At 68.1% G+C, this 3,538-nt stretch carries 5 protein-coding genes; all 5 read left to right on the top strand.

What is annotated here, in order from left to right; translation table 11 throughout:
* Positions 1–440, top strand: a 440-nt coding sequence (gene rpsE, locus ACFE8Y_RS21275) for a 30S ribosomal protein S5 (RefSeq protein ID WP_375466355.1), incomplete at its 5' end; no start/stop codon positions are given.
* Between the two features lie 12 nt (positions 441–452).
* Entirely contained in the window at positions 453–644 is a 192-nt protein-coding gene (gene rpmD, locus ACFE8Y_RS21270) for a 50S ribosomal protein L30 (RefSeq protein WP_375466354.1), read from the top strand.
* A 12-nt stretch (positions 645–656) separates the two neighbouring features.
* A complete protein-coding gene (gene rplO / locus ACFE8Y_RS21265) occupies positions 657–1,166 on the top strand; it encodes a 50S ribosomal protein L15 (protein ID WP_375466353.1) in 510 nt (169 codons plus the stop codon).
* A 139-nt stretch (positions 1,167–1,305) separates the two neighbouring features.
* Complete coding sequence (secY, locus tag ACFE8Y_RS21260; RefSeq protein WP_375466352.1) at positions 1,306–2,649, top strand: preprotein translocase subunit SecY; 1,344 nt, start codon at positions 1,306–1,308, stop codon at positions 2,647–2,649.
* 174 nt (positions 2,650–2,823) lie between these two features.
* A complete protein-coding gene (locus ACFE8Y_RS21255) occupies positions 2,824–3,426 on the top strand; it encodes an adenylate kinase (RefSeq protein WP_375466351.1) in 603 nt (200 codons plus the stop codon).
* Positions 3,427–3,538 lie beyond the last annotated feature (112 nt).

Here is a 3,538-nt window from a genome sequence, read left to right as displayed (position 1 = left end):
TCGTCGGCGACCAGAAGGGCCGCGTCGGCTTCGGCCACGGCAAGGCCCGCGAGGTCCCCGAGGCGATCCGCAAGGCCACCGAGTCGGCCAAGCGCGGGCTCGTCCGCATCTCCCTGCGCGAAGGCCGGACGCTGCACCACGACGTGCAGGGCCGCCACGGCGCCGGCAAGGTGATCCTGCGCGCGGCGCCTCAGGGAACCGGCATCATCGCCGGCGGCCCGATGCGCGCCGTGTTCGAGACGCTGGGCATGCAGGACGTGGTCGCGAAGAGCCTCGGCTCGTCGAACCCCTACAACCTCGTGCGCGCCACCTTCGAGGCGCTGAAGAACGAAGACAGCCCGCGCTCCGTCGCCGGTCGTCGCGGCCTCAAGGTGTCGACGCTCCAGGCGCGCCGCACCAACACGGACCCGGCCGACCAGTCCGAAGCCGCGGTCGCGTAAGGGGAGGGCAGCATGGCTGACAAGACTGTCCGCATCGAGCAGATCGGTTCGCCGATCCGCCGCGAGGCCTCCCAGCGCCAGACGCTGGTGGGATTGAAGCTGAACAAGCTTCACCGGGTGTCGGAACTGGAGGATACGCCCTCCGTTCGCGGCATGATCCGCAAGGTCGCGCACCTCGTGCGCGTCCTCGACGACGCGGCTTGAGGAGGGCTCGCGATGAAGCTCAACGAGATTCGCGACAACGACGGCGCCACCAAGAACCGGATGCGCGTCGGCCGGGGCATCGGCTCCGGCAAGGGCAAGACGGCCGGCCGCGGCGTGAAGGGCCAGAAGGCCCGCACCGGCGTGTCCATCAAGGGCTTCGAGGGCGGTCAGATGCCGCTCCACCGGCGCCTGCCGAAGCGCGGCTTCAACAACCTGTATTCGACCGACCTCAACGAGGTGAATGTCGGCCGCGTGCAGCAGGCGATCGACGCGGGCAGGCTCGATCACGCCGCGACCGTGACGGTCGAGGCGCTGGTGCAGGCCGGGATCATCGCCCGGGCGCGGGACGGCGTGAAGCTGCTCGGCGTCGGCGAACTCACCGCGAAGGTGGCCTTCGAGGTCACCCGCGCGTCGAAGTCGGCGGTCGCGGCGGTCGAGAAGGCCGGCGGCAGCATCGCCGTCGTCTACGGCGACCGTGTCTCGGTCCGCGGCAAGGGCGGCAAGGGCGAGTCGGCCGCCTGAGCGCGGTTGCTTACCGGTTTCCGACCCCTTAAGTTCGGAAGCTTCGAGCGGCGGCCCGTGCAACCTCGCGCGTGGCCGCCGCTCCCGCTTCTAAAGGGTGCCGCGCGGCGCCCTCGGACCGTCAACCAGGACACAGGCCATGGCCTCAGCCGCCGAGCAGCTCGCCGCGAACCTCAATTTCGGGGCCATCGCCAAGGCCGACGAGCTCAAGAAGCGCATCTGGTTCACGCTCGGCGCCCTCGTGGTGTTCCGGCTCGGCACCTACATCCCGATCCCCGGCATCGACCCGGAGCAGTTCGCGCGCAACTTCCAGCAGCAGTCGGGCGGCGTGCTCGGGCTGTTCAACATGTTCTCCGGCGGGGCGGTGGAGCGCATGGCGATCTTCGCGCTCAACATCATGCCCTACATCTCGGCCTCGATCATCATCCAGCTCCTCACCTCGGTGATCCCGAGCCTGGAGACCCTGAAGAAGGAAGGCGAGTCGGGCCGCAAGGTCATCAACCAGTACACCCGCTACCTCACGGTGGTGCTGGCCCTGGTGCAGTCCTGGGGCATCGCCATAGGCCTGCAAAGCTCCAGCGCCGCGATCGATCCCGGCCCGTTCTTCCTCGCCTCCACCGTCATCACGCTGACCGGCGGCACGCTGTTCCTGATGTGGATCGGCGAGCAGATCACCTCCCGCGGCATCGGCAACGGCTCCTCGCTGATCATCTTCGCCGGCATCGTCGCCCACCTGCCGACCGCGATCGTCGGCGCGCTGGAGCTGTCGCGCACCGGCGCCCTGTCCTCGGCGGTGATCCTCGGCGTCGGCGTCGCGGCGATCGCGCTCGTGTACTTCATCGTGTTCATGGAACGCGCCCAGCGCCGCCTGCTGATCAACTACCCCAAGCGCCAGGTCGGCAACCGGATGTACGAGGGCCAGACCTCGTTCCTGCCGCTCAAGCTCAACACCTCGGGCGTGATCCCGCCGATCTTCGCCTCCTCGCTGCTGCTGCTGCCGGCCACCGTCGCGAGCTTCTCGGCGAACCAGGGCACCGGCGTGCTCGCCACCGTGACGGCGTATCTCGGCCACGGCCGGCCGCTCTACATGGCCATGTACGCCGCCTTGATCATCTTCTTCGCATTCTTCTACACGGCGGTGGTGTTCAACCCGCAGGAAACCGCCGACAACCTGAAGAAGCACGGCGGCTTCATCCCCGGCATCCGGCCGGGCGAGCGCACGGCGGCCTTCATCGACAAGGTGCTGACCCGCATCACCCTGATCGGCGCGCTCTACCTCACCTTCGTCTGCCTCGTGCCGGAGATCCTGGCCTCTTACGCCTCGGCGAGCCTCGGCTTCGGCGGCACCTCGCTGCTGATCGTGGTCTCGGTGACCATGGACACGGTCGCGCAGATCCACGGGCACCTGATGGCGCACCAGTACGAGGGGCTTGTGAAGAAGGCCAAGCTCCGCGGCGCCTCCACCGTCCAGCGGCGGCGCTGACCGGGCCTCGCTTGTATCCGAGACACACCCACTGAAATCCTCAGGCTCGCTGGCTCCTTGCGGCTCGTAAGGATTGAGGAACCGGCTAAAAAACATTGCGAACAGGCGGTGCCGGGGAGGTGCCGCTGGCCGCCAACGAAGCCCCGTGAGATGGGCGCGGACGAGGACAACGCCATGCGGATCATTCTGCTCGGACCACCTGGCGCGGGGAAGGGCACGCAGTCCGAGCGGATCGTCGCGCGGTTCGGCATCCCGCAGCTCTCCACCGGCGACATGCTGCGCGCGGCGGTCGCCGCCGGTACGCCGGTGGGATTGCAGGCGAAGGCTGTGATGGACAGCGGCGGACTCGTGTCCGACGCGATCGTCGTCGGCATCGTTGCCGACCGGATTGAGGAGGCCGACGCGAGGTCCGGATTCATCCTGGACGGCTTCCCGCGCACCGTCGCGCAGGCCGAGGCGCTCGATCGTATGCTGGAGGAGAAGGGCCTCGCACTCTCGGCCGTGGTCGAGTTGAAGGTCGACGAGGCGGCCCTGGTCGGGCGGATCACCCGCCGCGCGGAGGAGACCGCCGCCCGCGGCTTGCCCGTGCGCAGGGACGACACCCCGGAGGTGTTCAAGTCCCGTCTCGATGCCTATCGCATCCAGACCGCGCCGCTCTCGGCCTACTACGCGACGGGCGGCATGCTCCGGACCGTGGACGGCATGAAGCCGATCGACGCCGTCACCGCGGAGGTGGCCGGCATCCTTACCGCCGCGGTCGAGCCCGCCGTATCCTGATCGCGCCAGAGCATTTTCCAGCGAGTTGGATGCCGGCTCGCGTGAAGAAAATGCGACTACATAAGGAGTTAGAGCATCTTCCGTGATCCGAAGATCATGGAAAATGCTCTAG

This window comes from uncultured Methylobacterium sp. (genome assembly GCF_964242245.1).
Classification (GTDB): Bacteria; Pseudomonadota; Alphaproteobacteria; order Rhizobiales; family Beijerinckiaceae; genus Methylobacterium.
This window is presented reverse-complemented; position numbering and strand designations above follow the sequence as displayed.